Origin of the sequence: Salinithrix halophila, assembly GCF_042650125.1 — a bacterium.
Classification (GTDB): Bacteria; Bacillota; Bacilli; order Thermoactinomycetales; family DSM-45169; genus Salinithrix; species Salinithrix halophila.
The window spans coordinates 198,814-219,363 of record NZ_JBHSAP010000007.1 but is presented as its reverse complement, the minus strand read 5'-3'; the positions used below and the strand labels follow the sequence as shown (position 1 = coordinate 219,363).

The following is a 20,550-nucleotide window of genomic DNA, read 5'->3' as shown; positions in this document are numbered from 1 at the left end:
TATCGATAGAGCCGATCAACCGCAGGGGAGGGGTTCTATGGAGCCCTTGGCGATTCACGGGGGCCCGCCGGTGCGGAAAGCACCCTATCCTGATTGGCCCGTTTTTGGCGTAGAGGAACAGCGGCAACTGACAGCCGCCCTGTACTCGGGAAAATGGGGCGGGACAGGGGAGCGGAGGACGGGGGAACGTCCGGTGATCGAAGAACTGGAGGAGCGGTTTGCCCGCTTCCATGATGCGGCTTATGGGGTGACCCTCGTCAATGGGACGATGGCGATCTTGGTCGCTCTCCAGGCAGCGGGGGTAAAGACTGGGGATGAAGTAATTATGCCCCCTTACACCTTTATCGCTACAGCGTCGGCCCCGCTTCTCTTCGGGGCGATCCCTGTGTTTGTCGACGTAGAGGAGGAGACCCTGCTTCTGGACCCGGACAAAGTAGAATCAGCGATCACTCCCCGAACGAAGGCGATCATCGCCGTTCATATCGCTGGAGCTGTGGCGGATATGACCCGCCTTAAGGATTTGGCTGATTCTTACGGCCTGGCCCTGATCGAAGATGCCGCCCAAGCCCACGGCGCCCAATGGGAGGGAAAAGGAGTCGGTGCCTTGGGTCATTTGGGGATTTTCAGTTTCCAGTCAAGTAAGAATATGACCGCCGGTGAAGGTGGCATCATTCTGTCTAACGACCGGGAACGGATCGACCGAGCTTGGTCCCTGGCCAATGTGGGCCGGGTACGGGGCGGTGGCTGGTATCAGCATGAGAGAATTGGATGGAACCTGCGTATGACAGAGTTTCAGGCGTCCATTCTTCTAGCCCAGCTAGACCGTTTGAAAGAGCAGCTTCACCTGCGCGAGAAAAATGCTGCCCTTCTCGAGGAGCTTCTCGGGAAGGTGGAAGGAATCCGCCTCATTCGGCGCGATCCGCGGGTGACCCGCCATGCCTACCACCTCTATATGTTCTGCTTGTCTCCCGATCGGATGAGAAAGGCATCCCTGTCGAAATTCATCCGGGCCGTGCAGGCGGAGGGGGTCCCGGTCGTTCCCGGATACCCTCCTCTCAACCGAAACCCCTCTGTCCTGCGTTCGATCCGGGACTGGGCCGGGGAGGATCGGCTGCAATCTTGCCCGGTAGCAGAGGAATTGGCGGACAGGCAGGTCATGTGGCTGAAACAGCCTATTCTCCTGACTGATGGACAAGGGATCCGGGACGTGGCACGAGCGGTGGAAAAGGTAGCGGCTTGGTATCGGTGATAAAGGAGGAGCAAGATGAAGCTACGATTCGAGGGGTCGATTTCCGATTTGGAAGAGGGACTGGCGGAGTTGTGCCCGGAATTGGGAATCATCCGGGATGAGCAAGGCGTTTCCGTCACAGTGGAAAAGACTGGGAGGTATCGGCTGGAGGTATCGGTGGAAAAGGGACGCGCCACGATCCGGTTCAAGGAAAAGATCCATTTCTTCCGGGGATTGGGCCTGTTGATGGAGAAGCTGCGCCAGGGAGAGGAGGGACGGGTCGAGGAGGTGCCCCGCTTTACCATGAACGGGGCTATGTTTGACTGCTCCCGCAACGCCGTACTGCGACCGGAGACCATCCGGATGGTGATGAGGCGAATGGCCCTGATGGGGCTCAATATGCTGATGCTTTACACGGAAGATACGTATGAGGTGCCGAAGGTTCCTTACTTCGGTTACCTGCGGGGGCGGTATGCACAGGATGAAATCCGCTCGTTGGACGCTTATGCGGCCCGATTCGGTATCGAGTTGATCCCCTGTATTCAGACCTTGGCCCATCTGGCGTCTTTTCTGCAATGGAAAGCGGCTGATGGGGTACGGGACACCGAGGACGTCTTGTTGGCGGGTTCGAAAGAAACTCATTCCCTCATCGAAAAGATGGTAGATGCCGTAGCGTCTGCTTTTTCTACCCGTCGCATCCATATCGGGATGGATGAAGCCTTCGCCCTGGGGAGGGGGAGGTATTTGGATCGGCATGGGTATCGTCGTCCTTTCGACATCATGTCGGAGCACCTACAAGAGGTTCTGACAATCACTCGAGAAAAAGGGCTTCAACCGATGATCTGGAGTGATATGTTCTTCCGCCTCGGGTCCCGGGACCACGCCTACTATGACTTGGAAACGGAAATCCCGGAAGAAGCGATCCGTCGGGTGCCACAGGATGTTCGTTTTGTTTACTGGGACTACTATCACACGGACCCGGATTTTTACCGGCAGTTTATCGCCATGCACCGCCGATTCGGTTCAGACCCTGTCTTCGCTGGCGGTGTTTGGACCTGGAACGGGCCAGCCATCAACTATGATAAGAGCTTTCGTACGACAGACGCCGCGCTAACTGCCTGTAAAGAGACGGGCATCCGGGAAGTGTTTGCCACGCTGTGGGGGGATGACGGGGCGGAGACCAATATGCTGTCGGGGCTTTTGGGCCTGCAGTTCTTCGCGGAGCATGGCTATGCCGATCGGGTGGACCGGGATCAGTTGTACCGCCGGTTTGCCCTCTGTGTCGGGGCGGAGGCGGAGGACTTCCTCACCCTTGGTCGCTTCGATCTTCTCCCTGGAGCAAATCGAGAGGATCTCACTCCGGACAATCCGACAAAATTTCTGTTGTGGCAGGATCCGCTTCTTGGCCTTTTCGACCGCCATGTAGAGGGAATCCCCGTCGCTTCCTACTACAGCAATCTGAGCCGGGATCTCGAGAGGTGCCTTGAAAGGTCGGGAACGTGGCGTTTCCTCTTTGAGACACCCCTTCGTCTCGCTGAAACCCTCATCTTGAAAGGGGATTTGGGGATTCGCTTGAAAAAAGCTTACGAAGCAGGAGATCGGGAAACGCTGGGTCGGCTTGCCGAAGAGGAGATTCCGGAGCTTTACCGTCGAGTAGAATCCCTTCGACATGCCCACCGCGCACAGTGGTTAGAGACCATGAAACCCTTCGGGTGGGAGGTGCTGGATATTCGGTACGGGGGCCTGCTGACTCGTTTGGAGTCGACCGGGAGCCGGCTGGTAGGTTATCTGAAAGGAGAGGTCCAAAGGATCGAGGAGCTGGAGGAGAAACGCCTCTTTTTCGACAGCCACCAGCCTTCGGAGGGGGTGGGAAAAGCCAACCTCTATTCTCGGATCGCCAGCCCGTCGGTGATGGGGTTCCGGTAAAGGCGCTGTGAATAAACGGTTCGGATGGATCGGGCGTCGAACGGAGCGATGGCTCCCATGTCAGGAAAAAGCCGCAGGCCTGAATGTAGGACCAAAAGGAGGGGTTAAGATGAAACGGGTTCGCAAAGTGGGAGCTTGGCTGGTCATTTTCAGCTTGGTAGGGGGGATCACCGCCTGTTCGGACAAGGAAGCAGGGCAGACAGAGGACAGGAATAAAACGTACTCGATTACATCCCTGGATTTTTTGTATGCGGATTTCCCGCCCAAAGACGGTGAAGGGGTAAAGATGATCGAGAAGAAATTCCGCGTTAATTACAAACGGACTTACGGGGTGTACACGGAATACCCAGAGAAAGTGGCTACCCAGGTAGCTTCCGGGGACATTCCCGACGTGATTGGATTTGAGATGGAGATGGATAAGGCCAACTTTTACAAGTGGGCAGAGCAGGGGGCTTTTCTTCCCCTGAACGATTACATCGACGACTATCCCACGCTAAAAAAGGTTCCCAAAGAGGTGTGGAATGCTTTTACCATCAATGGAAAGATCGTCGGTATTCCCAAGTACTACCCGAAAAACTACCTCTTGACCCCGATTATCCGGAAGGATTGGCTGGATCGCCTGGGGCTTGAAATGCCGACCACCTATGAAGAGCTAAAGAAGGTAGCTATCGCTTTTACGAAGAAGGATCCGGACGGAAACGGCAAGGATGACACCTATGGCATGGTTCTCGGTGAGGGTTTGTGGCCCAACTATCATTTCGGTACCTATTGGAACCCTGACGCATGGTACCACAAGAATAACAAAGGGGAGTTCATCCCCGGAGTCATCGCTGAACCGCGCAAACAATGGGTGGCCTTCATGGCTAAGCTGTACAAGGAGGAAGCGCTACCCAAGGATTTTGTCCTGCTCAATCCCAACGAAGCCAACACCAAAGAATTCTACGCCGGTAAGGCGGGGATCATGGTTGGCGGGCCGAGGGGGATGAACGAGACCTATGCGGACGCACTTGTGAAGATTCACCCCAAGGCAGAGCTGGCCGCGATCCCGCCCTTTAAGGCACCAGACGGCAGCCGGGGATATACCTCAGGAGCCGGTTACTACACGGCGAATGCCCTCTCCGCCAAATTGGCGGACGATCCGGGGAAGGTTCGCCGAATCCTAGACATCATCGACTTCGGTCGTCGTTTTTATCCTCTGGAACAACGGAACGCGCGAACGAAAGACTTCGACTGGTTATACGGCGGGGAAGGGAAAGGATATACCCTGGTCGACGGTCATGCGGTGCCTTCTCCGGTACCGGAAGGCAAAGCCCCCTATCACTATTTGTTGGATAACAAGATGTGGGCCCCGAGTGACGAGGCTAACCGCTATTCTGAGACTTACAAAAGCCCTCTGTATAAAAAGCTGGCGGCCGACCTGGAGAAGATGCATGCGGAAACCGACCATTACGCCAACCCCGTTAACCAGATCTATTCCGAAACGTTGGCCAAAAAAGGCAGGGAGATCACCACGAAGCTGATGAACGAACAGGCTCGGATGATCACGGGAGATCGTCCTTTATCCGACTGGGACCAAATTGTCGATGCGTATTTAGAGGCGGGGGGACAACAGATGATCGACGAAGTGAACAAGGAGATGCGGAGAAAGAAGATCGAACCCGGTTGGAAGTGAGCGTGTTCAGCAGAGGAGGTACCGATTCGAAATGGAGACGGTGAAAGAATTGGAAACCACGTTGGCGGCGCCGTCGGAACGGCTGGTGAAAGACCTCGCCCGGATTGACGGCGACCTGATGATTCTTGGAGTTGGCGGAAAAATGGGGCCGAGCCTCGCCCGCCTGGCCAAAAACGCCGTGGACGGAAATCGTCCCAGAAAGCGGGTGATCGGGGTGTCCCGTTTTTCCTCGGAGAGGGTAAGGCGGGAACTGGAAGAGGCAGGTGTGGAAACCATCGTCGCTGACCTCTTGCGAGAAAAGGATCTACAAAATCTTCCCAATGTAAAAAATATTCTCTACATGGCGGGGAAAAAGTTCGGCACCCTGGGTCATGAACACGGTACTTGGGCGATGAATGCCTATTTGCCCGGTCGTGTAGCGGAAAAATTCAGACAATCACGGATCGTCTGTTTCTCCACAGGCAATTTGTATTCCCTGACACCCCTGGTTTTCGGAGGAAAGACGGAAGATGACCCCCCGGATCCCGTGGGAGAATACGCCCAGTCTTGCCTGGGGCGGGAGCGGATTTTCGAGTATTTTTCCCGGCGCAACGGGACGCCGATGCTCCATTTCCGCCTCAATTATGCCATTGATTTACGCTACGGCGTGTTGTTGGAGATTGCCCTGGCCGTGAAAAAACGGCAAGCGATTGACCTCTCCATGGGCAGCGTCAACGTAATCTGGCAGGGAGATGCGAACGAAGCGGCCCTTCGGTCTCTTACCTTGTGCCAGTCCCCGCCGAAGGTGCTTAATGTGACCGGCCCGGAGAATGTATCTGTTCGTTGGCTGGCCTGTCAATTCGGCAGCCGGTTTGGAGTGGAACCGGTTTTTACGGGCCAGGAGAAAGACACGGCTTTGTTAAGTAACGCTGCTATTGCCCATCAACTCTTCGGTTATCCTAGGGTCTCCCTGCGCCAGATGATCGAATGGACGTACCGCTGGGTGGAAGCGGGGGGGACGGTCCTCGAAAAACCGACCCGTTTTCAAGAACGGCAGGGGGTTTTTTGATGGGAGGGGTAGCGGTGGGTCTCCGTCCGAAAGTGCGGGAAGCACTCCTTGAGGGAGCGGTCATCCCGGCTCACCCCCTCGTTCTGACGGGGGATCGCAAGCTGGATGAAAGGAGGCAGCGAGCCCTTACCCGCTATTACGTGGAAGCGGGGGCAGGTGGAATCGCTGTTGGAGTCCACACCACCCAGTTTCATATCCGGGAACACGGGCTGCTGGAGACGGTGTTGAGGATGGCTGCCGAGGAGGCGGAGCGGGCGGGAGCAGATGAGGGGTTTATCAAAGTGGCGGGAATCTGCGGCCCGTCGGACCAGGCGAGGAAGGAGGCGGTTCTTGCGGCGTCCCTCGGATATGATCTGGGGCTCCTTAGCCCGGGCGGCTTGAATGATTGGACCGAAGAAGCGTTTCTCGACCGGGTGGGGCAAGTGGCTGAGGTGATTCCGGTGTTTGGTTTTTACCTCCAGCCTGCCGTCGGGGGGCGGCTGTTCTCCATGGATTTTTGGCGGAGCATGGCCGATATCCCCGGTGTGATGGCGATGAAAATCGCTCCTTTTGACCGGTACCGAACCCTGGAGGTGGTGCGGGGGGTTTGTGCCTCCCGGAGAAGGGAGGAAATCGCTCTCTATACCGGAAATGATGATCATATCGTCGCTGATCTGCTCACTCCTTTTCAGGTGGCCGTGGAAGGTGACGTGGTGGAGAAATGGATCGTAGGCGGGCTCCTCGGCCATTGGGCGGTCTGGACGAAAAAGGCGGTGGAGATGATGAAGGAGATCCGCGCATTCCGACAATCCGGCGGCTCGGTCCCCATGGAGTGGTGGACTCGGGGGGCGAGGGTGACAGAGGCCAATGCGGCTCTCTTTGATGCGGTCAACGGCTTTCGTGGGTGCATTCCCGGTATCCATGAAATTCTGCAACGGCAGGGGCTGTTAGCAGGGCGGTGGTGCCTCGATCCGGCGGAAGATCTCTCACCGGGTCAGGCAGAAGAAATCGACCGCATTTTGCAGGCGTATCCGGAGTTGACCGATGATAATTTCGTCCGGTCGAACCGGGACCGCTGGCTGGAGGAGGCAGAGGCTTCGATGAAGATGAGGCCATAGGGAAGAGGGGGAAGCGACAGGGATGGAAGCCGGAGGTTGGGGAAAAGTGTACGGGATTTGCGGGCAAGTCGTCAGCCTCTGTTGGCTTAACCTGCTCTGGATCGCTCTGACGGTAGCGGGGCTGGGGGTATTCGGGCTTTTCCCTGCCACGGGGGCGATGTTTTCCGTAGTTCGTTCTATACTGACGGGTCGGGAAAGGGGATCTTTGGCCGCACATTTTTGGTTGGAGTATCGCCGTCATTTCCTGCGGTTGAACGGATTGGGGTTTCTGTTGGGGTTAATGGGCTTTGCCCTCTTGCTGGATTACCGCCTTCTCACCTTGGTGGAGGGAGGGCTCCATTTCTTGTTGGCCCTCCTCCTAGCAGGGGTGACGGTTGTATTCAGCATCAGCCTTTTTTACTTCTTTCCGGTATTCGTCCATTATAATCTTCGCTTCTGGCAGTACCTTTTCCAACCGTTCCTGTTTACACTTTCTCGGCCAGGAGAGGGGTTGCTGATGCTGGGGGGGGCGGCGGTGTTGATTTACGGGGTCAAGGCTTTTCCCGGTTTGATTCCCTTTTTTGGGGGGAGTGTCTTTGCTTGGTTTTGGATGGTTGTTTCGCTGCGGGCTTTCCGTGCCGTGGAGAATAGGGGGTTTGCTTTGGGAAAGGAGGAAGGAATTTGAAGGAAACGGGTCAAGTGACCATGGGTGTCGATATCGGGGGCAGCAAAGTGGCGGCGGCTGTCATCGATGAAAAAGGAAACCGACTCTCTAGAGCGGAGATGCCCAGTATACCGGATGACAGAGAGGCGATGTTCAAGCGGACCGTGGAATGCATCCAGGAAGCGATGGACGCGGCCCATCTGCTCCCGGCGAATAGGGCAGCCATCGGGGTAGGAGTACCGGGGAAAGTGGATCGTGAACGCGGGATCGCCGTCATACAAAACAATCTTCCCTGGGGGAACTTTCCATTACTGAACCGGCTTCGTCTTTTTTTTCCAGCCCCGATGGTACTGGACAACGACGTCGTGATGGCGGCTCAGGGGGAATGGGCGATACGGGGAGCCGATTCGACCCAGTCATTTATCTATTTTACTATCAGCACTGGGATTGCCTGTTGCATCATAGAGAAAGGACGGATCATTCGGGGAGCAGGGCTTTCCGGGGAGGTAGGGCTAACCTTCTTCTCCGGTAACGGGGGAAGGCTGGAGGAACGGGCTGCCGGTCCGGCAATCTGCCGCTGGGCCAGCCGAAAGCGGCAAGCAGAAGTGACCACCCGGGAGACGGTGGAAGCTTACCGAGAGAAGGAAGCCTGGGCGGCAGCCGTTATGGAACCCATTCTCGACGAATGGGCCCGGGGGCTGTATGCCGTCTTTTGCCTAGTAGATCCCCACTGTCTGGTGATCGGGGGAGGGGTGATCCATAGACACCCCTTCCTGCTCGACGAAATCCGAAGCCGCCTGGCCACACTGGCAATCAAGGAGCAAAGGGATCTTCCTGAGCGAGTTTTTCCAGCCATCCTGGGGGGTGACGCGGGCTTGGTCGGAGCGGCTTTAGCAGCGCGATCTTCCGCTCTACCCGACAGTCCCCACGCTAAGGGAAGAGGAGGGGAGAACCATGGCGAATCGGCTGGAACCTACCGGTATTCCTCGCATTCCACAACGGAGGATACAGAAAAAGCCGAACTTCGAGGTGCAAAGGAACGTTCGTAAACATATTCGCCAGGATCGGTGGATCTATCTCTTGATTCTGCCGGGACTGTTATATTTTTTAATCTATAAATATCTGCCGATGGCGGGTCTCCTGCTTTCCTTCCAGGACTACAGTCCTTTCCTGGGCTTCTTTAACAGTCCCTGGGTGGGATTAAAGCATTTTGAGACGATGTTTCACGATCCGGAAGCCTTGCGAGTCATCCTTAATACCTTGGAGATTTCTTTCTATCAGATCCTGTTCGCCTTCCCGCTTCCGATCATCCTCGCACTTATGATCAACGAGGTAAGGAGTACCCTGTACAAACGGACGATTCAGTCACTGGTCTATCTGCCCCATTTTTTGTCCTGGGTGGTGGTAGTCGGTGTCTTCGTCCTCTTTCTCAAAGAAGACGGATTGTTCAACAATCTTCTCGGCTCCCTCTTTGGGATAAGGCCGGTTTCTTTTCTGACCGACCCTGGCTGGTTTAAGCCCTTGATCGTGTTCCAGGTGATCTGGAAGGAGGCCGGGTGGGGAACGATCATCATTTTGGCAGCCCTCGCCGGGGTGAATCCACAACTCTATGAAGCGGCGGTCATCGATGGGGCCAATCGATGGCAGCAAATCCGGTACATCACGCTCCCCGCAATCCGCAACACCATCATCATCCTCCTTATCCTGCGTCTTGGATCGGTGATGGATACCGGCTTCGAACAGATCTTCCTCATGCTCAACCCCTTCAATATGGAGACGGGGAATGTTCTGGATACCTTCGTTTATTTTAAGGGGATCGAGCAGGGGGATGTCAGTTTCGCTACGGCTGTTGGCCTCTTCAAGGGAGTGATCGGACTGGTGTTAGTGGTGATTGCCAACCGGATGGCCAAAAAGTTCGGCGAGGGTGGAATCTATTAACCTTTCAAGGAAGGAGGCTTCTCCATGCTTCACCGAACGAGGGCTGGGCGCTTCATTGACCGGTTGAATGCCGCAGTTTTACTCGTAGTGGCCGGGTCGATGGTCTTTCCTTTCTTTTACATTTTTGCGGTTTCCTTTTCGAGTCTAGAGGATGTAATCCGGAACGATCTCCTTCTGTGGCCGGAAACGTGGGTCACCGATGCTTATCGATATATCCTCGGATCGGAACCATTTATTCGCTCTTTCTTCGTCACCGTGCTGGTGACGGTCCTCGGTACGCTGGTCAACCTCGCCTTTACCGCTACCATGGCCTATGGATTGTCCCGACCGATTTACGGACGGCGAATCCTATTGTTTCTAGTTGTTTTCACACTTCTGTTCAGTGCGGGGTTGATTCCCACCTATATGGTCGTCAAAGCGACGGGTCTCCTCGATTCCATTTGGTCCCTGATTCTTCCAGTAGCGATCAGCCCATTCAACCTGATCGTGATGCGACAATTTTTCCTTCGTATCCCGGAGGAGCTTCATGAGGCGGCGATCCTCGACGGGGCCAACCACCTGCAGATTTTTTGGCGGATCATCCTTCCTCTTTCCAAACCGGCTTTGGCTGCTTTCAGCCTCTTTTACGCAGTCGGCCACTGGAACAATTATTTTTCCGCCATTTTGTATGTGAACGATCCCGCCAAATGGCCGTTACAAGTCGTACTACGCCAGATTGTGATTGTCAACGAACCCAAAGCTGCCCTGCAGGGAGGGCAGCAGATGATTCACAACCCGCCACCTCCGGAGACCGTTCAGATGGCGGCTATTCTGTTAACCACCCTGCCGATTCTTTTTATCTATCCCTTTTTGCAGAAATATTTCGTCAAAGGTGTGATGTTGGGCTCAGTAAAGGAATGAGAAGGGAGGGATTCGATGAAAAAGCCGGTAACAGCCGTGGTCGTGGGGGCGGGAGATCGAGGAGCGCATGCCTACTCCCCCTATGCCCGGGATTTTCCCCATGAGTTGGCGATTGTAGCCGTAGCTGAACCGCAGGAAGACCGGAGAAACTACATGGTCCAAGAGTATGGCATTCCGCAGGATCGGGCGTATTCCAAGTGGGAAGAATTTCTGCAACACTCTCGGCTGGCAGATGCCGCCTTGATCTGCACCCAGGACCGGATGCATTATCAACCGACGATGAAAGCCTTGGAACGAGGTTATCATGTCTTATTGGAAAAACCGATGTCCCCGGACCCGGCGGAATGTATCGCTATGGAAGAGGCCGCCCGTGAGCGGGGGCGTCTCCTCGTAATTGGTCACGTTCTTCGCTATACCCCTTTCTGGACCCGAATGAAGGCAGTGATCGATTCGGGGGCCATTGGGGATATCGTCTCCATTCAATTAAATGAAAATGTGGAATTCCATCATATGGCCCATAGTTTTGTCCGGGGAAACTGGAATCACTCTCAGCGTTCCAGCCCAATGATCCTGGCTAAGTCTTGCCATGACATGGATCTATTAGCCTGGCTCGTCGGTAAACCTTGCCTTCGGGTTTCCTCTTTTGGTTCCCTCCTGCATTTCCGGGAAGAAAAAGCGCCTAAGGGAGCTACCGACCGCTGCCTGGACGGCTGTATGGCGGAAGCGGAGTGCCCTTGGTCGGCCCCTCGGTTCTATTTAGGCAAAGGAAAGGCATGGGCGGGTAAGTTCACTGGAGATCTCTCACGGGAGGGGATTCTTCACGCCTTACAAACCGGCCCTTATGGAAGGTGTGTCTACCATTCGGACAATGACATAGTAGACCATCAGACGGTCAACCTCGAGTTTGAAGGTGGAGTGACTGCTGTTTTCAGCATGTGTGGATTTACCCGGGACAACACTCGCATCATCCAGGTCATGGGCACCCGTGGAGAGATCCGAGGAAGCATGGTGGAGCAGTCCTTTTCCGTCTATGATTTTCTGACTGGCGATGAGACCGTGATTCGCACGGATAGCGGCCTTGGTGGTCACGGGGGTGGGGATGAAGGGTTGATTCGTCGCTTTGTCCGAGATGTTCGTCAGGGAAGCGCCGATGCCGCTCTCACTTCCGCCTCCGATTCTGTCATGAGCCATCTGATGGCTTTTGCCGCGGAAGAATCCCGCCTGAGAGGTGGGATGCCAGTACCGATCAGGGAGTTGTATGGGCGGGGGAGTAAAGAGGTTAGGGGGCCGAGTGTATGAAGAAGATGCGGAAAGCGATCGCTTGGATCGTTTCTGGAGGGCTCGTGTTCGTACTGATGTCCTGTTCAGCCGACGGAACAGGACAGACGGATGATCAGGAGAAAACCTATACGATCACCTCCCTCGATTTTCTGTATGACGACATCCCGCCCAAGGACGGGAAAGGCGTTAAGATGATCGAGGAGAAGTTTCATGTGAAGTATAAACGGACTTACGGGGTGTATACGGATTATACGGAAAAAGTGGCGACTCAAGTCGCTTCCGGAGACATTCCTGACGTGATCGGTTTTGAAATGAGCAACGACCGGTCCAATTTCTTTAAATGGGCGGAACAGGGGGCTTTTTTACCTCTCAACGATTACATCGATGAGTACCCCACCTTGAAAAAAGTTCCCAAGGAAGTGTGGAATGCGGTTTCTATCGACGGGAAAATCATGGCGATCCCCAAGTATTTCCCCCCGAAATACCTTAACACCCCGATCATTCGCAAAGACTGGCTGGATCGGTTGGGCCTCGAGATTCCGAAGAGCCACGAAGAACTGAAGGAGGTGGCCCTTGCATTCACAGAGCAGGATCCGGATGGAAACGGCAAGGACGATACTTACGGCATGGTCCTCGGGGAGAACCTCTGGCCGAACTATCACTTCGGCGCCTACTGGGACATGGGGGCCTGGTATCATACGAACGCGAAAGGACAAGTGGTTCCCGGCATTATTACGGAAGAACGAAAAGGGATGATCCGGCTGTACGCTGATCTATATAAAAAGGGAGCTGTGAACAGTGACTTTGTTCTCACGAATCCAAACGAAGCCAATGGGAAGGAATTTTATGCCGGTAAAGCAGGGATGATCGTCCGTGGCCCGGTGGAAATGACCGAAGAAAATATGGAGGCTTTGTCCCGCATCCATCCTGGAGCGGAGTTAGCCCCGATTCCTCCCTTTGTAGCCCCTGATGGGAGCAAGGGATACACGGCAGGCTCCGGGTATTACACCGCTACCGCCTTGTCGGCAAAGCTGTCTGATCATCCAGGTAAAGTGCGTCGCATCCTGGAGATCATCGACTATGGCCGCACCTTCTATCCTCTGGACAAACGAAACCCGCAAAACAAGGAGTTCGATTGGCTTTACGGGAAGGAAGGGGAGGGTTATGAGATGGTGCAGGGTTATCCTGTTCTCTCTCAGGGAGTCAAGGGTCTTTCTCCCTGGCATTACCTGATCGACAACAAGATGTGGGCGCCGACCGATGAGTCCAACCAATATGCCAAAACCTACAAGCATAAGGCCTATAGGCAGCTAGCCGAAGACTTGGAAACGATGCATACGGAGACCAAACACTACATCAATCCGATTTACCAGGTCTATTCTCCGACCCAAGCCCGGAAAGGTTTGGAGCTTCAGAAGAAACTCCTCAATGAGCAGGCCCGGATGGTTACGGGGGACCGCCCCCTCTCTGACTGGGATCAAACCGTCAACCAGTGGCTGAAAGCGGGAGGGAAGGAAATCATCGATGAGGTAAACCGAGAGATGAAGAAGAAGCACATCCGTCCGAAGTGGCAATGAGAAAAAGCACGGGAGGGTCATAAACCGGTAGAAGGAATACCAAAAGCCCCGGCAGTCAACGAGAGACTGGCCGGGGTTTTAATGTAAAAATATCAAGGGATTCAGGAGAACAGTTGCAGAAGTTCAGCAACAGCGGGAGCTACTTTACCGATAAATTGCAGAACACCGATGGCGATTTCCAAAAGAAACACCTCCTAACCGAAAGAATGGGTCGAGGATCAGGCGAAGAGTTGCAGAATGGTGACGACGGCAGGCGCTACATAGCCGATGAACTTCAGGATACCGATTGCGATAGCCAAAGAAAGCACCTCCTGACAGGAAAATGGGCCCGAGGATTAGGCGAAGAGTTGCAGAATGGTGACGACGGCAGGCGCTACATAACCGATGAACTTCAGGATACCGATTGCGATAGCCAAAGAAAGCACCTCCTAACAGGAAAAAGTGGGGTGAGGATCAGGCGAACAGTTGCAGGAGTGTGACGACGGCAGGTGCTACATAACCGATGACCTTCAGGATGCCGATAGCGATAGCCAAGAAGAGCCCCTCCTTTAAAAATATGTAAATGAAAAGCTAGGTCCAGTATAAGCACAACCACAAAACAATTCAATACTACATTTGGTGGAATTTTAAATAGGATACCGAACTTTTTTTATCCCGTCGACTTCGATTCCACCGAGATGGGAAAGGTACATGTCTCTTAACAAAATTCTTCGTACCGGTTCATAGCAAGGAACCCTTTTTTGGGAGTGGTCTTTTTAGCGGTCCCGCTCATCGCGTACGGATTTCAAATCAAGATCCTGGTGCTTGTCAGAGGATATTAGAGACTTATCCCGGGATGGGCCGGGCCAGGTTTAATTTTTGCTTGACCACCTGTTTTACTGCTTCCTTGGCCGATTGGAACAGCTTGCGGGGATCGGTTTCGGAGGGATTTTCCTCGAGGGTGTCCCTTAGTCCTTGGGTGAAGGCTTGTTTTAATTCGGTGGAGATGTTGATCTTACTGACTCCATTGGCGATCGCCAGTTGGATGCTGTTCTCAGGGACACCGGAAGCTCCATGCATTACCAGCGGGATGCTTACCCTACGAGAGATCTCCGCTAGGCGTGGAAAGTCGAGACGAATCTCCCCTTTATAAGGGCCGTGGGCCGTACCGAAGGAAGGGGCGAGAAAGTCGACTCCTGTGTGGGAGACGAAGGTCTCCGCCGTCGCGGGGTCGGTAAAGACAGCCTGCCCGTCCACGGCTGCCGAGGGTTCTTCCGTACCGACAATGGTTCCTAGCTCCGCTTCTACGGGTACACCCATGGGGTGGGCCATCTCCACGACCCGGCGGGTGAGAGCGATATTTTCTTTCAGGGGGAGGCGGGAACCATCGATCATCACAGAAGTGTACCCTGCTCGAAGGCATTGAGCGACGGTTGCGAAAGAGTCACCATGGTCCAGGTGCAGGGCGACTGGAATCCGGGCCTCCTCCGCAATGGCCCTTGCCATGGCGGCCAACAGCTTAACCTTCGTTGAACGCAAGGTCGCTGGAGTAGTCTGGAGAATGACAGGGCTTCCGGTTTCTTCGGCCGCCTCGACGATGGTCTTCATCAACTCCATGTTGTGGGAAGCAAAGGCAAAGACGGCGCTCCGGTTCCGGTAGGCCGTCTCCAAAAGCCCTTTAGTCGATAGGAGGGCCATTACTTTTTCCCCCCCGATCTTTTAGTAGAACTACCGGATTCAGGTTGCGGGGGCGATCCGGGTTAAGCCCCATTTGGTAGGTTCGATAAAAGGCCATCCATTGGAGCGCGGGAACAGTGAGGGCGGCCCGGGCAGCATCGGAGAGGCCCGAGCTCAGATCCAGGGGCCGGTCTGCGCCGAGAGTTGCTACCCCGTCCCCAATCGCGCAGATTTCGGCCCCAGTCTCCTTTAGTTCCCTGACAAGCGTTTCTTCAAAGGAGGTAAGCGAACGATCGCTCACAAGAACCACCCGCCATCTCTCATCCAGGATGGAAATAGGTCCGTGGCGGAACTCCATGGGGTTAAATGCCTCACTAACCTCTTGGGTCATTTCCTTTAACTTGAGCATCCCTTCACAGGCGAGGCCGAAGTTGGCACCCAGACCGAGGTAAACGGTGCGATCCCGGGTTCGGTCTTCCCCCAGCAAACGTCCCCATTCCTCCGATTTGGCAAGGATCTGATCACCGAGGTCAGCAAGGTGTTTCAGTTCTTCGAGGAAACGTTCGTCTTCTGCGATGAAAGCGGTGATTATTTGGAGAGAAAGGAGGAGGTTGGTGAAGGAACCTGTCATGACAACACTTTTTTCTTGAATGTGAGGAAGGAGGAGAGTCGTCGTTTGGCGGGCGAGTTCGCTTTCCGGATTGCCGGTTACCCCAAGGCAAGGGACAGCGAATTGACGCTCTGCCGTCTGAAGGGCTCGCACCAGCTCCGTGGTGTTACCGGAGCGAGAAGAACCGATTACCCAGGTGCGGCGGCGAGGGCTGAGGACGGAGGTCGGCTTTAAGTACAGGTCGGAGGCGGGGACAGCTTTAGCGGGAAACCCCGTTTTTTCGGCGAAGATCGCCGCGGCGGCAATCGATAGGTAATAAGAGGTGCCGCATCCGGTAAAGAGGATCTCTTCTGGACTCGCATCGAGGAACTGCTCCCGGATCCATTCCCGCTTTTCCTTGACCAGGGCGATTGTTTGGTGCCACAGCTCCGGTTGGCGCCGGATTTCCCGTTCTGTATAGGTCCCAGTCATCAAATCCCTCCCGGTATTCAAAGGATTTCCATTATTCTCATATCATTCAGAATATCACTTGGCGATAAAGGGGTCAAAGCCCTCTAAGTGTCTATTTTCCCAATAAAAAATAACATTAGAAAATTTTTTATGGCTGATAAATAAATGGGTTGCATCAGGAGGATATTGGAAATTCGGCACGAATTCTTTTAGTGTATCTCCAATTTTAAGAAAGAGACAGGGGGAGTTGGAGTGAGAAGAGTTAGTGCGATGGCACTGTCGTTTGCCTTGGTAGCAGGTTCCCTGGGCGCGGCGGCAGGCCAACCGGCCAATGCGGAAAAAAAAGTTCCAGCCAAGGTGGAGCAGAGGCTGGAGAAGTTTATGCAGGCGAAGATTGCTAAAGGGGTTCCAAAAACGGGAGAGAAACGGGCTTCTGTCGTGGTAGAGTTGGCCACGCCCCCTGCCGCAGCGGTGAAAGGGTCAGGGATGAAGAGTTTCACTAGTGCAGACCGAAAGCAACTAGTGGATGAACGGGCGCAAGTGATAAAGGAAGCTAAGGAAAAGGTTCCAGGTTTGCGGACCGAATATCGGTATGGGACGGTCTTTTCCGGCTTTTCCGCCCATCTGAAAGGGCAGGACGTGAAAAAGCTAGCGGAACTTCCTGGAGTGAAAAAAATCTGGCCCAATACTCGTTATAAGGCCAATATGAAGGAGAGCGCCTCGTTGGTAGGCGCCCCCGAAGCGTGGAAGAAGAAAGACTCCGCCGGAAACCGTGTGACCGGTAAAGGGATCAAAGTGGCAGTAGTGGATACGGGTGTGGACGGGAAACATCCGGACCTAAAGGGGAAAGTGGTCGGAGGGTACGACTTTGTGGACAAGGATGCCACACCTCAAGACGGTAACGGCCATGGTACCCATGTGGCCGGTACGGTAGCGGCCAATGGAAAGATCAAGGGTGTCGCTCCTGGTGCTTCCATTCTGGCTTACCGTGTACTGGATGATACGGGGAGTGGGTACTTTGATGATATCCTGGCCGGGGTGGAAAAAGCGGTTAAAGACGGTGCCCAAGTGATGAACCTCTCTCTTGGCGCCGCCATTAATTCGCCGGAGGATCCACTTTCCATCGCTATGGACGTAGCGGCTCTTCAAGGTACGATCCCGGTAGTGGCTAATGGGAATGACGGGCCGGGAGAATGGACGCTAGGAACCCCGGCTTCTTCTCGGGAAGCAATCTCTGTGGGGGCTTCGACAAAAAAGATGACCAATCCAGACCTGAAGATGACAGGTGAGGAGAAGATTATCCGACTGACCGCCATCGAGGGTTCCCCCGCTTTCCCTGCCGGCGCGATGGAACTGGTGGATGTCGGTTTCGGTAATGCGTCGGATTACAAAGGGAAAGATGTCAAAGGGAAGATCGCTGTTGCTCGCCGCGGTGGTAACCAACTCAGCTACAAGGCGCATAATGCCCATGTCGCTGGCGCTGCTGGGCTGATTGTATTCGGAGGTTTTGAAGACGAATGGCTGGAAGGGAAAGGTCCTTTTGCACCAACAGCGGCAACTTCCTCTAAAAACGGCCGTTGGCTGAAAAACTTAATCCACAGCGGTAAAAAGATAGGGACTTTCGAATTGAACAAACAGGAGATGATGGCATCCTTTACCTCTGAAGGACCCGTGGCGGGCTCCTGGATGGTCAAGCCGGATGTATCAGCTCCGGGAGTGAACATTACCAGCACGGTTCCGGGAGGAAAATACGACTCCTACAGCGGAACCAGTATGGCTTCGCCCCATGTGGCGGGAGCCGCTGCCCTCGTTAAACAATCCCATCCGAATTGGAACGTTCGGGAAGTGAAGGCGGCCTTGGCTAATACCGCTGTCACCATGCATAAAAGAAACGGGAAGCCCTACCCGGTAATGACTCAGGGTTCCGGGCGCATTGATATCCCGAAGGCGATTGACACGCAAACCCTGATCGTCCCTTCCAACCTCAGCTTTGGAAAGTTGGAGCCGAAATCAGGGAAAGTGGAAGTCACACGCCTGGCGGAAGTGAAAAACCTGTCCAAAAAAACGAAAACCTATCGAACGGAAGTAGAACTGTATAACGGCAAGAGCAGGATCAACCTCAACGCCCCTGCGTCGTTCCGGGTGAAAGGGCGCAGTACAGCGGAAATGAAGCTGGAAATGCATGTGGATACCAACTTACCCAGGGGAATCTATACCGGGGTGGTTCGTCTGAAGGATGGCGGAAAGGCGTTGAAGCTGCCCTTTACCGTGATGATTGACCCGAAAGGGTACCCGCTGGTGAGTGGTTTTTCGGTCAACCCGCTGGTCTTCTCACCCAACGGAGATAAGGTGAAGGATCAAGCCCTCCTTTCCTGGTATCTGCCGACGGTCCCTCAGTCTCTCAATTTGTACGCGACCCGCTTGACCTTGGATGGGGAACTCGGCGATCAATCCGTGCTCCATAGTGAAAAACAGCCGAAAGAAGGGCTGATCACCCGAACATGGGAAGGGAAAAACGAGCAAAACAAATCCCTCCCCGATGGCCCGTATTACCTGGATCTCTACGCTGTTCACCGGGGAGAGGAATATGGGGAATCGTTTCCAGTTGTCTTGGATCGTTCTGCACCCAAGTTGCGGATGAAAACGAAGTTTAGCAACCGGACGATCAAAGGAAACTTAAAAGATTTGCTTCTTGAACCCTCCGCCTATTGGTTCGTGTTTGGTTCAGATCCCGTCATGTTAAGCTGGAAGAAGAAAGGATCCAAAAGCAAGACCTGGACCCGTATCCCCGTGATGGGTCAATATGAATGGGAAAACAATCTCAATTTCACCTACTCCTTCAAAAAGGGAGCCTTGAAAAAAGGAACCCACACTCTCCAAATCAAAGCCGTTGACGCGGCAGGAAATGAAAGGAAGAAGGAGATCAAAGTAACCGTCAAATAATAAGAAAAGCCGTTCCCCAAAAAGGGAGCGGCTCTTTTTATTTCATCGCCTAGTTTTGTACAGGGCTTGGCCGGTTAGGATACCTGCATTACACTCTGGAAGATTGTAATGCATACAAAAAAGTATCCTAGAAAAAGGGGAGATGTTTCTTGAGCAAGGTGAAGCCGATAAAAGGGAAAGGCTCTATAGCCGTGGTGAAAAAAGGAAAAGCGACTCGTCGCTTTCGAGGGAAAAGCCGTACTGTCTGTCATTGGGATCATCAAGGGCTTCGTAAACGGGTCCATTGAGGGTTCGGTGTCGCTTCTACTCAATCCGAATCATTCGTTCCGTCCCTTTTAACTCGTCGATCTGGGAAACACCGATGCCAAACATGGCAATTTGGAACTCCCGTTCAATGCGTTCCAGCTGACGAGCGATCGCTTCCGGTGAATCCGAGTCAGCCGCCTGAAGAAGAGATCGGCCAAAACCGGCCATGTCAGCACCAAGGGCAAGGGCTTTAGCTCCATCGACACCATGCATCACCCCTCCGCTAGCGATCAGGGGAGAATCGGGGGCATGCCGCCGGACGTCCAAGATGCAATCAGCGGTGGGTAATCCCCAGTCGGTGAAGGCTTCAGCAGCGGCGGTGGCGAGTTCGTCCCGGGAACGGAACTTTTCCACTTGGCTCCAGGAGGTACCTCCGGCTCCAGCCACATCGACAAAAGCCACCCCCGCCTCGTAAAGACGTCGGGCCAACTCGCCGTGGATGCCCCACCCTACTTCCTTGACGCCTACTGGGACACCCAGGGTACGACAAACATCCTCGATGCGGCGAAAGAGATGACGGAAATCCGTGTCTCCCTCGGGTTGGAAGACCTCCTGCATGCTGTTCAGATGAAGAATCAGACCGTCTGCCTCTGCCAATTCGACGATCCGTTTACAGTGGTCGGTGCCGTATCCGTAATTGAGCTGCACGGCGCCCAGGTTTGTGAACAGGGGAATGTCTGGAGCATAGCGTCGGACCTGGAAGGTATCAGCGATCTCCGGGTGTTCCAGAGCTGCACGCATCGAGCCAAGACCCATGGCCCATCCCCGGGCTTGCGCGGCCTCCGCCAGATGGAAGTTGATGAGCCGGGCCCGTTTTGTTCCCCCAGTCATCGAGCTGATAAGGAAGGGAGTTCGCTGTGGTTTTCCTAGGAACGTGGTTTTGAGGGAGATCTGGGAGAAGGATATCTCCGGCAGCGCTTCATGGCGGAATCGGTATCTCTCGAAGCCGGTAGTGATTCGTTTTCCCGTCACTTCTCGGTTAAGGACGATGTCGATGTGCTCTGATTTTCGTTTCTCTGTCCGGTTCTCCCTATCCATAGGCGTAATCCTTTCTATGTATCGAATTCCTGTTCGTTGTCCGATCCTCCGTCGGGCCATGTGGGCTCTTTTTATCCATCACTTAGTCTGGTGGGATAAGACTTTCTTGATGCATCCACACGGATCTTCGAAATCACCCGGAGCCGTCGCCCTTGACAATCTTCATTCTATATCATCGCATCAAATAGGAAGGTTTGTCCACTGGCCGATTCATTCAGTTTGCCTTCCAAGTGTAAA

17 protein-coding genes are annotated in these 20,550 nt (G+C 54.2%); 14 read left to right on the top strand and 3 right to left on the bottom strand.

The window, feature by feature from the left end:
• Positions 1–37 precede the first annotated feature (37 nt).
• The 12 genes from ACFOUO_RS03220 to ACFOUO_RS03165 all read left to right on the top strand — a co-directional run bounded on the left by ACFOUO_RS03220 (position 38) and on the right by ACFOUO_RS03165 (position 13,789).
• Positions 38–1,249, top strand: coding sequence for a DegT/DnrJ/EryC1/StrS family aminotransferase (locus ACFOUO_RS03220; protein WP_380702096.1), 1,212 nt, complete (start codon positions 38–40; stop codon positions 1,247–1,249).
• 15 nt (positions 1,250–1,264) lie between these two features.
• Positions 1,265–3,154: a beta-N-acetylhexosaminidase gene (locus ACFOUO_RS03215; protein WP_380702094.1), complete on the top strand. Its 1,890-nt coding sequence runs from the start codon at positions 1,265–1,267 to the stop codon at positions 3,152–3,154.
• A gap of 109 nt (positions 3,155–3,263) precedes the next feature.
• Positions 3,264–4,826: an extracellular solute-binding protein gene (locus ACFOUO_RS03210; protein ID WP_380702092.1), complete on the top strand. Its 1,563-nt coding sequence runs from the start codon at positions 3,264–3,266 to the stop codon at positions 4,824–4,826.
• 31 nt (positions 4,827–4,857) lie between these two features.
• On the top strand, positions 4,858–5,874 hold the full coding sequence (locus ACFOUO_RS03205) for an NAD-dependent epimerase/dehydratase family protein (RefSeq protein ID WP_380702090.1): 1,017 nt from the start codon (positions 4,858–4,860) through the stop codon (positions 5,872–5,874).
• Positions 5,874–6,971, top strand: a complete 1,098-nt coding sequence (locus tag ACFOUO_RS03200) for a dihydrodipicolinate synthase family protein (protein WP_380702088.1) — start codon at positions 5,874–5,876, stop codon at positions 6,969–6,971. The genes ACFOUO_RS03205 and ACFOUO_RS03200 overlap by 1 nt, the downstream gene beginning before the upstream one ends.
• Positions 6,972–6,993: 22 nt before the next feature.
• Positions 6,994–7,635: a YesL family protein gene (locus ACFOUO_RS03195; protein ID WP_380702086.1), complete on the top strand. Its 642-nt coding sequence runs from the start codon at positions 6,994–6,996 to the stop codon at positions 7,633–7,635.
• Entirely contained in the window at positions 7,632–8,663 is a 1,032-nt protein-coding gene (locus tag ACFOUO_RS03190; RefSeq protein WP_380702084.1) for an ROK family protein, read from the top strand. Before ACFOUO_RS03195 ends, ACFOUO_RS03190 begins: the two co-directional genes overlap by 4 nt.
• Positions 8,569–9,552 (top strand): ABC transporter permease, encoded by a 984-nt coding sequence (locus ACFOUO_RS03185; RefSeq protein ID WP_380702082.1) that lies wholly within the window; start codon positions 8,569–8,571, stop codon positions 9,550–9,552. Before ACFOUO_RS03190 ends, ACFOUO_RS03185 begins: the two co-directional genes overlap by 95 nt.
• Positions 9,553–9,576: 24 nt before the next feature.
• Positions 9,577–10,452, top strand: coding sequence for a carbohydrate ABC transporter permease (locus ACFOUO_RS03180; protein ID WP_380702080.1), 876 nt, complete (start codon positions 9,577–9,579; stop codon positions 10,450–10,452).
• Between the two features lie 15 nt (positions 10,453–10,467).
• Positions 10,468–11,751, top strand: coding sequence for a Gfo/Idh/MocA family protein (locus ACFOUO_RS03175; protein ID WP_380702078.1), 1,284 nt, complete (start codon positions 10,468–10,470; stop codon positions 11,749–11,751).
• Positions 11,748–13,310, top strand: coding sequence for an extracellular solute-binding protein (locus tag ACFOUO_RS03170; protein ID WP_380702076.1), 1,563 nt, complete (start codon positions 11,748–11,750; stop codon positions 13,308–13,310). Before ACFOUO_RS03175 ends, ACFOUO_RS03170 begins: the two co-directional genes overlap by 4 nt.
• 113 nt (positions 13,311–13,423) lie before the next feature.
• Positions 13,424–13,789 (top strand): hypothetical protein, encoded by a 366-nt coding sequence (locus ACFOUO_RS03165; protein WP_380702074.1) that lies wholly within the window; start codon positions 13,424–13,426, stop codon positions 13,787–13,789.
• Between the two features lie 346 nt (positions 13,790–14,135).
• Here ACFOUO_RS03165 and ACFOUO_RS03160 read toward each other — a convergent pair whose 3' ends face one another.
• Both ACFOUO_RS03160 and ACFOUO_RS03155 read right to left on the bottom strand, forming a co-directional pair.
• Positions 14,136–14,987 (bottom strand): class II fructose-bisphosphate aldolase, encoded by an 852-nt coding sequence (locus ACFOUO_RS03160; RefSeq protein ID WP_380702072.1) that lies wholly within the window; start codon positions 14,985–14,987, stop codon positions 14,136–14,138.
• Positions 14,968–16,047, bottom strand: a complete 1,080-nt coding sequence (locus tag ACFOUO_RS03155; RefSeq protein WP_380702070.1) for an SIS domain-containing protein — start codon at positions 16,045–16,047, stop codon at positions 14,968–14,970. Before ACFOUO_RS03155 ends, ACFOUO_RS03160 begins: the two co-directional genes overlap by 20 nt.
• 231 nt (positions 16,048–16,278) lie before the next feature.
• Between ACFOUO_RS03155 and ACFOUO_RS03150 the strand changes: the two genes are divergently transcribed.
• Together ACFOUO_RS03150 and ACFOUO_RS03145 are read left to right on the top strand one after the other, a co-directional pair.
• The gene (locus ACFOUO_RS03150; protein ID WP_380702068.1) at positions 16,279–18,969 is read left to right on the top strand and encodes a S8 family serine peptidase; all 2,691 of its coding nucleotides are present in this window, start codon (positions 16,279–16,281) and stop codon (positions 18,967–18,969) included.
• 149 nt (positions 18,970–19,118) lie between these two features.
• Positions 19,119–19,256 carry a hypothetical protein gene (locus tag ACFOUO_RS03145; RefSeq protein ID WP_380702066.1) on the top strand — a complete coding sequence of 46 codons (138 nt, stop codon included), beginning with the start codon at positions 19,119–19,121 and terminating at the stop codon, positions 19,254–19,256.
• Between the two features lie 16 nt (positions 19,257–19,272).
• On the opposite strand, the gene fni is transcribed toward ACFOUO_RS03145, so the two are convergent.
• Positions 19,273–20,313, bottom strand: a complete 1,041-nt coding sequence (gene fni, locus ACFOUO_RS03140; protein WP_380702064.1) for a type 2 isopentenyl-diphosphate Delta-isomerase — start codon at positions 20,311–20,313, stop codon at positions 19,273–19,275.
• Between the last annotated feature and the right edge of the window lie 237 nt (positions 20,314–20,550).

Coding starts and splice junctions, on each gene's coding strand:
- ACFOUO_RS03215 (WP_380702094.1), top strand. CDS start 1,265: ATGAAGCTACGATTCGAGGGGTCGATTTCCGATTTGGAAGAGGGACTG.
- ACFOUO_RS03175 (WP_380702078.1), top strand. CDS start 10,468: ATGAAAAAGCCGGTAACAGCCGTGGTCGTGGGGGCGGGAGATCGAGGA.
- ACFOUO_RS03155 (WP_380702070.1), bottom strand. CDS start 16,047: ATGACTGGGACCTATACAGAACGGGAAATCCGGCGCCAACCGGAGCTG.
- ACFOUO_RS03185 (WP_380702082.1), top strand. CDS start 8,569: ATGGCGAATCGGCTGGAACCTACCGGTATTCCTCGCATTCCACAACGG.
- ACFOUO_RS03220 (WP_380702096.1), top strand. CDS start 38: ATGGAGCCCTTGGCGATTCACGGGGGCCCGCCGGTGCGGAAAGCACCC.
- ACFOUO_RS03195 (WP_380702086.1), top strand. CDS start 6,994: ATGGAAGCCGGAGGTTGGGGAAAAGTGTACGGGATTTGCGGGCAAGTC.
- ACFOUO_RS03170 (WP_380702076.1), top strand. CDS start 11,748: ATGAAGAAGATGCGGAAAGCGATCGCTTGGATCGTTTCTGGAGGGCTC.
- ACFOUO_RS03200 (WP_380702088.1), top strand. CDS start 5,874: ATGGGAGGGGTAGCGGTGGGTCTCCGTCCGAAAGTGCGGGAAGCACTC.
- ACFOUO_RS03205 (WP_380702090.1), top strand. CDS start 4,858: ATGGAGACGGTGAAAGAATTGGAAACCACGTTGGCGGCGCCGTCGGAA.
- fni (WP_380702064.1), bottom strand. CDS start 20,313: ATGGATAGGGAGAACCGGACAGAGAAACGAAAATCAGAGCACATCGAC.
- ACFOUO_RS03160 (WP_380702072.1), bottom strand. CDS start 14,987: ATGGCCCTCCTATCGACTAAAGGGCTTTTGGAGACGGCCTACCGGAAC.
- ACFOUO_RS03210 (WP_380702092.1), top strand. CDS start 3,264: ATGAAACGGGTTCGCAAAGTGGGAGCTTGGCTGGTCATTTTCAGCTTG.
- ACFOUO_RS03180 (WP_380702080.1), top strand. CDS start 9,577: ATGCTTCACCGAACGAGGGCTGGGCGCTTCATTGACCGGTTGAATGCC.